General features: G+C 64.9%; 8 protein-coding genes. 5 read left to right on the top strand and 3 right to left on the bottom strand.

The features are described from left to right. Nucleotides 1-122 precede the first annotated feature (122 nt). Nucleotides 123-1,367, top strand: coding sequence for an integrase catalytic domain-containing protein (locus tag ACTJK0_RS21250; RefSeq protein ID WP_440744316.1), 1,245 nt, complete (start codon nt 123-125; stop codon nt 1,365-1,367). A 133-nt stretch (nt 1,368-1,500) separates the two neighbouring features. On the opposite strand, the gene ACTJK0_RS21245 is transcribed toward ACTJK0_RS21250, so the two are convergent. Next, nucleotides 1,501-1,920 carry an MmcQ/YjbR family DNA-binding protein gene (locus ACTJK0_RS21245; RefSeq protein WP_440746533.1) on the bottom strand — a complete coding sequence of 140 codons (420 nt, stop codon included), beginning with the start codon at nt 1,918-1,920 and terminating at the stop codon, nt 1,501-1,503. A gap of 59 nt (nt 1,921-1,979) precedes the next feature. Further along, a complete protein-coding gene (locus ACTJK0_RS21240; protein ID WP_440746532.1) occupies nt 1,980-2,435 on the bottom strand; it encodes a hypothetical protein in 456 nt (151 codons plus the stop codon). Nucleotides 2,436-2,741: 306 nt separating this feature from the next. On the opposite strand from ACTJK0_RS21240, the gene ACTJK0_RS21235 reads away from it, so the two are divergent. From ACTJK0_RS21235 to ACTJK0_RS21220, 4 genes are all read left to right on the top strand, one after another. Then, nucleotides 2,742-3,353, top strand: coding sequence for a TasA family protein (locus tag ACTJK0_RS21235; RefSeq protein WP_440746531.1), 612 nt, complete (start codon nt 2,742-2,744; stop codon nt 3,351-3,353). A gap of 31 nt (nt 3,354-3,384) precedes the next feature. After that, nucleotides 3,385-4,029: a signal peptidase I gene (locus tag ACTJK0_RS21230; protein ID WP_440746530.1), complete on the top strand. Its 645-nt coding sequence runs from the start codon at nt 3,385-3,387 to the stop codon at nt 4,027-4,029. Then, nucleotides 4,022-4,399, top strand: a complete 378-nt coding sequence (locus ACTJK0_RS21225; RefSeq protein ID WP_440746529.1) for an Hpt domain-containing protein — start codon at nt 4,022-4,024, stop codon at nt 4,397-4,399. The genes ACTJK0_RS21230 and ACTJK0_RS21225 overlap by 8 nt, the downstream gene beginning before the upstream one ends. 97 nt (nt 4,400-4,496) lie before the next feature. Further along, the gene (locus tag ACTJK0_RS21220) at nt 4,497-5,279 is read left to right on the top strand and encodes a VOC family protein (protein WP_440746528.1); all 783 of its coding nucleotides are present in this window, start codon (nt 4,497-4,499) and stop codon (nt 5,277-5,279) included. A 60-nt stretch (nt 5,280-5,339) separates the two neighbouring features. Here ACTJK0_RS21220 and ACTJK0_RS21215 read toward each other — a convergent pair whose 3' ends face one another. Next, nucleotides 5,340-6,584 (bottom strand): integrase catalytic domain-containing protein, encoded by a 1,245-nt coding sequence (locus ACTJK0_RS21215; protein WP_440744316.1) that lies wholly within the window; start codon nt 6,582-6,584, stop codon nt 5,340-5,342. Nucleotides 6,585-6,706 lie beyond the last annotated feature (122 nt).

Here is a 6,706-nt window from a genome sequence, read left to right as displayed (position 1 = left end):
CGCGTTGACTCGTAAATAACCTCCGCGAAGGGGGATACGTTGCCTCATTAATAATCCTCCGCTTGGGTTGGCGGTTGCCGGGGTGGGCGGATGGAGGCTAGGCCGGGTGGATGGGATTGACGATGGCTGAGCGCAAGGCCGTGACGAAGCAGCTGGCCAGGTCCTATCGGGCCGGGGACAGGGTCCGGAAGGGAAGAATCCTGGACGAGGTCGTGGAGTTGACCGGCTGGCACCGGGATCATGCCCGGGCGGTGCTTCGGCATGCTTTGGACCCTCCGCGGCCCAGGCCGGTCAGGCCCGGCCGGGCACCGGTATACGGGGCGGATCTGCAGCCTGCTCTGGTGTTCTGCTGGGCGGTGCTGCGCGCTCCTGCCGGAAGGCTGCTGGCGGCGGTGATGCCAGAACTCGTCCCGATGCTGCGCGACGAGAAGGCCCTGGACATCACGGACGCCCAGGCGCAGCTGCTCGGGCGGATGAGCGCAGCCACGATCGACAGGCGCCTGGCCGGGGAACGGGCCAAGCTGCTGCCGCGGGGCCGGTCCCACACCAAACCCGGATCGCTGCTCAAGTCCCAGATTCCGATCCGCACGTGGGCTCAGTGGGATGACGCCGTGCCCGGCTTTGTGGAGATCGATCTGGTCGGCCATGAGGGCTCGAACAGTTCCGGACAGTACTGCTTCACGCTCACCGTCACGGACATCGCCACTGGATGGACGGTGAACAGGTCCGTGCCCAACAAGGCCCAGAGGCATGTCTTCGCTGCCCTCCAGCAAGCCATCTCTGCCTTCCCGTTCCCGGTGATCGGCATCGATTCGGACAACGGAGGAGAGTTCATCAACAACGATCTTTTCGACTTCTGCCAGGAACAACGGATCACTTTCACCCGCTCACGTCCGTATAACAAGAACGACGGGGCCCACGTCGAGCAGAAAAACTGGTCGAGGGTCCGTGAGCTGGTGGGCTACCTGCGCTACGACACCGCCGCGGAACTTGCGCTGCTGAACCAAATCTGGGAGCTGGACCGTACCTTCACCAACTACCTGCTTCCCCAGCAGAAGCTCGTATCCAAGACCCGCCACGGGGCCACGGTGACAAAGATCCATGACGCGCCGGCGACCCCCCACCGCCGCGCGGCCGCCGATCCTCACACCGAAAGGAAGGCGGCAACCCGCATGAACGCCGAGTACCGGAAAGTCAGACCCGCGGCCCTGTCCCGGCAGATCCTGGCCCTCACCGGGCAACTCGGAACCCTCGCCACCGCCAAGCAGCCAGCGCCCATCAAACCGCCAGTCAACGAGGACTGGAACCGCCGACCCAACCGGAGGTTTTCCAATGAGGCAACGTATGCCCCTTCGCGGAGGTATTGACATGAGGCAACAGGGGGCCTTTGGGGCTTTGACATCAGGCCGGTCACTCTCCGGCCCGGTGGTGATAGCGGACAAGCTCCGGATCGTGGCCGACGGCGGCCGGCCCGCTTTGGTGCGTGCCGCCGTCGTGCGTTTACTGGCGGCCGGCGAAGAAGTCGGCAACCAGCTTTTTCGGCGCTCGGGCCGCCCATGCCTCGACGATGATCTCCGCCAACTCCTCCCGGCTGACCTCGCCCAGGCGGGACTCCTGCACCAGGACGGCGTTGTAGCCATCGAAGTGCGGAATGGTGAAGAACGGCAGGGACGGGTCCTCCACCAGGGCGGCCTTGGCGGCGTCGTCCGGAACCACGATGACGAGCAGATCCCGGTACGGCTCCCCCGTCTCCGGATCGATGGCCGTTTTGTGCGGTGCCCGGTACAGGACGAAGCCCCGGCCTTTCGGACCGCGGGGCACTTTGTACGTCGGCCGGTCACCCCAGGAGATACCGAGCTCCACCTCCGGCAGCCCAAGGCAGATCGAGCCGATGTCCTCGGGTACGGCCATGCGCTCCATGGCCACAACGTAGCCCCCGTCCCCTAGGGATTCAACAGCTGCGCGGACGATGCTCCCGATCAGCAGGTGACGGCGACTGGGTTTGAGTCGCTGGACCAGGTGTTTGTGGTTCCCGGGACCTTGTATTGCGCATCGATGCTGTAGGTCCATCGGTTCCCCGGGCTTGGGGCCGTGTAGACCAGCCCCGGCGTGAGCGTGACGGGGGCGGCCGCGACTCCGGCGGAGTCCTTGACCACCAGCACATAGTTGTTGGCTTTGGCGACAGTCCCGTAGGTGACGACCGTCAGGGTGAGCTTGAATTTTCCGCTGTTGCCGTTGCCGTTCAGTGTGCATACGGGGGTGACGACGTTGCCCGCCGGGCTGGCCAACTTATGGGTGCCCACGGACGCAGTTCCGGCGCTTAGAGTCCGGGTGAACACGGCGTTGGCCGCCGGGGCGCCGACCATCAGGCATGCCGCCAGAACACCGGCGAGCAGGAGCTGCGCGCGGCGTCCGAGCCGCCTGATGAATGCCACCGCCGTCCCCTTTCGCATTGTTGGTGTACCGCGTTTTGCCGTGCACCCTTTGCCGGTATCACGATCAACCATCCCGGCCCGACCTCAAGGAAAGGTCAAGGGTCCATCATGTTGCCCGAAATTTGCGTCGCCGACGGCGCGGACCGTCCCGCAGCCCGCTGACCTGCGCAAACTTTGACACTGTCTTGATGGAAGACAAAGTCCTTCCTTGATGGTCCAACGGCACAGTGGTCCCCAGACAGGCCGCTGGGGCCTGGCACACCCCGGCCTCCCCGATTGGGAAAGGCCCTCATGCAGGAGATCATCATGGGTATCAGCCTGAAAACCACGACCGGCAAGATCATCGCTTCCGTCGCACTGGTCGGCACCGCCGCCAGCGTCGCGGGACTGGGCACCTTCGGCGCCTTCAGCTCCACCACTTCAGCCAGCCAGGCCGTCACCGCCGGCACTGTCACCATCGCACTGCCCGCAGCGGGCGTCGACAACACCCTAAATGTCGCGGTGACCGGCATGTTGCCCGGCGACAAGGTGGAAAAGCTGGTCAAGCTTTCCAACACGGGAAACTCCGACCTGAACAACGTCACCCTCGCCACCGACGCCGGCACCACCGGGTCACTGTTGACCACCGACGCCACCAACGGCCTCCAGCTGACCATCGAAAACTGCAGTACTGCGTGGACCGGAACCGCCGGCTCCTACGTCTGCTCCGGCACCCAGTCCACCGTGCTCGCCAGCGGGCCGATCATCACCGGCACCGCCAAGACCCTGGCCAACCTGACGGCCCTGACCTCGACGAAAGCGGACAACCTCAAGGTCACCACGGCACTTCCGGCCTCCGCCGACAACACCTTCCAGGGCCTGACCAGCACCATCGGGTTCACCTTCACGGCCACGCAGCGCACGGCCGTTTCCAAGTAACCCCACCTGACTCCGGAACGAGGACCCACCCATGAGCGCCGCCACCAAAAGCCCCAGCCTGCCGCTTGGCGGCACGGCGACGGCCGACGACGCGGGTCCTCGTTCCGGTACCGCTTCCGATATCGGGAGATCCCCGGCCGCAAAGGTCCTGCGCCGGGTGGCGTCCGGGGTGGCGACGGCCCTGCTGCTCCTTGCCGTCACGGCGTTCCTTGCCCTGGCAATTGGACCCCGCGTGCTCGGATACCAGACCTCCACCATGCTGACCGGCTCCATGTCCCCGCTGATCAGCCCCGGCGACGTCGTGGTCACGCAACCGGTGCCGGTTGCGGACATCAAGGCCGGCGACATCATCACATACCACATCCCGGTCGAGGACCAGCGGGTCGAGACACACCGGGTCACCGCGATAACGGCACAACCGGACGGCACTTTCGTGGTGCAGACCAAAGGGGACGCGAACAACGGCCTGGACCCCTGGCTGGCCACGATCAGTACTCCCACCGTGGACCGGCACGTCATCACTGTCCCCTACGTCGGGGAAGCCATCAGGGCCATCCGGCAGCCGGTAGTTTTGAACGCCCTCATGTACGGTGCCCCTGCCGTCCTGGTTGTCGGCATGCTCGCAGGGATCTGGCGCAGGACACCGGAGAAAACCGAACCGGGCAGCAATGACTGAGGGACGGGCCCTCTTTGACCCGCAGGTGATCCACACCCTGGCCCTTAACCTGGGCAACAAAGCCCTCGCGTTCCGCTTCCTGAGCGACTACCTCACCCTGCTGCCCAGACGAAAAATCCGCATCATCGACGCTATCCGCGACGACGACCCGGAAGCAGCGATGGACGCCATCCTCAGCCTGAAAATCGCTTCGTCAATGGTCGGCGCCCACGACGCTGAAGACCGCTCCCTGGTCCTGCAATCCCTGGTCGCCAAGGGCCACCTGGAACAATCACGCCCCGAAGCCACGGCGTTGGGCGCGGCAATCGATGCGCTGGTCATCGAAGGCCCGGGAATCCTTGCCGCCCTGCAACCCCACCTGTCCGGCTAGTCTCCGGATGAGGCAGGTTCGTGCGAAAAGCCGTGCCGACTCACGCCGTTGCCCTTAGAGTTGCCCTAACTGCCACCGCCAGGAAGAAGGACGTCGAATGCCGAAGCCAAACATCGCCCCGGGTGACCCCTGCTGGATCGACCTTTCAACCTCCAATGTTGAAAGGTCGCGCGAGTTTTACGCCAGCCTCTTCGGCTGGACCTACGAAGCAGGTGATGAGGAAACCTACGGCGGGTACGTGATGGCCTTCGTCCAAGGCGCGCCCGTGGCCGGCATGATGCAGAACGAGCCCGGCAGCGGCCAGCCCGATGCCTGGACGACCTACCTGCGCACCGACGACATCCATGCCACCGAGCAGGCTGCGCTCGCGGCGGGCGGACAGGTCCTGATGCCGCCCATGGAAGTTCCGGAGCAGGGACACATGGCGATCTTTGCCGACGCCGGCGGTGCCGTGATCGGCGCCTGGCAGTTCGGCGGACACACCGGGTTCCAGTTGGCAGGCGAGCACGGCGCCCCGTTCTGGCACGAACTTCACACCCGGCACTACGAGCCATCGGTGAAGTTCTACCAGGACGCATTCGGCTGGGACACCTCGGTCATGAGCGACACCGAAGAGTTCCGCTACACCACGCTCGGATCAGGATACGAATCCCGGGCCGGCATTATGGACGCATCCTCCTACCTGCCGGAATCCGTGCCCTCGAACTGGCAGATCTACTTCGGTGTGGATGACGCGGACGCCGCGGCCACCACCGCCGAGTCCCTCGGGGCCCAGATCATCCACGCTCCGGAGGACACTCCCTTCGGCCGGATGGCGACCCTGACCGACCCAACAGGCGCAGTCTTCAAAATCGCCCAGCGGCCCGGTCCGCAGTCCTGACGCCCAAGTACGCGGAAACCACCTTTTGGCTGCTGCCCGTGGAGGCCCTGTTGCCTCATGTCAATACCTCCGCGAAGGGGCATACGTTGCCTCATTGGAAAACCTCCGGTTGGGTCGGCGGTTCCAGTCCTCGTTGACTGGCGGTTTGATGGGCGCTGGCTGCTTGGCGGTGGCGAGGGTTCCGAGTTGCCCGGTGAGGGCCAGGATCTGCCGGGACAGGGCCGCGGGTCTGACTTTCCGGTACTCGGCGTTCATGCGGGTTGCCGCCTTCCTTTCGGTGTGAGGATCGGCGGCCGCGCGGCGGTGGGGGGTCGCCGGCGCGTCATGGATCTTTGTCACCGTGGCCCCGTGGCGGGTCTTGGATACGAGCTTCTGCTGGGGAAGCAGGTAGTTGGTGAAGGTACGGTCCAGCTCCCAGATTTGGTTCAGCAGCGCAAGTTCCGCGGCGGTGTCGTAGCGCAGGTAGCCCACCAGCTCACGGACCCTCGACCAGTTTTTCTGCTCGACGTGGGCCCCGTCGTTCTTGTTATACGGACGTGAGCGGGTGAAAGTGATCCGTTGTTCCTGGCAGAAGTCGAAAAGATCGTTGTTGATGAACTCTCCTCCGTTGTCCGAATCGATGCCGATCACCGGGAACGGGAAGGCAGAGATGGCTTGCTGGAGGGCAGCGAAGACATGCCTCTGGGCCTTGTTGGGCACGGACCTGTTCACCGTCCATCCAGTGGCGATGTCCGTGACGGTGAGCGTGAAGCAGTACTGTCCGGAACTGTTCGAGCCCTCATGGCCGACCAGATCGATCTCCACAAAGCCGGGCACGGCGTCATCCCACTGAGCCCACGTGCGGATCGGAATCTGGGACTTGAGCAGCGATCCGGGTTTGGTGTGGGACCGGCCCCGCGGCAGCAGCTTGGCCCGTTCCCCGGCCAGGCGCCTGTCGATCGTGGCTGCGCTCATCCGCCCGAGCAGCTGCGCCTGGGCGTCCGTGATGTCCAGGGCCTTCTCGTCGCGCAGCATCGGGACGAGTTCTGGCATCACCGCCGCCAGCAGCCTTCCGGCAGGAGCGCGCAGCACCGCCCAGCAGAACACCAGAGCAGGCTGCAGATCCGCCCCGTATACCGGTGCCCGGCCGGGCCTGACCGGCCTGGGCCGCGGAGGGTCCAAAGCATGCCGAAGCACCGCCCGGGCATGATCCCGGTGCCAGCCGGTCAACTCCACGACCTCGTCCAGGATTCTTCCCTTCCGGACCCTGTCCCCGGCCCGATAGGACCTGGCCAGCTGCTTCGTCACGGCCTTGCGCTCAGCCATCGTCAATCCCATCCACCCGGCCTAGCCTCCATCCGCCCACCCCGGCAACCGCCAACCCAAGCGGAGGATTATTAATGAGGCAACGTATCCCCCTTCGCGGAGGTTATTTACGAGTCAACGCG

This window comes from Paenarthrobacter sp. 22069 (assembly GCF_052046035.1).
Classification (GTDB): Bacteria; Actinomycetota; Actinomycetes; order Actinomycetales; family Micrococcaceae; genus Arthrobacter.
Note: the sequence above shows the minus strand (reverse complement) of the source record. Positions and strands in the feature narration are given on the sequence as shown.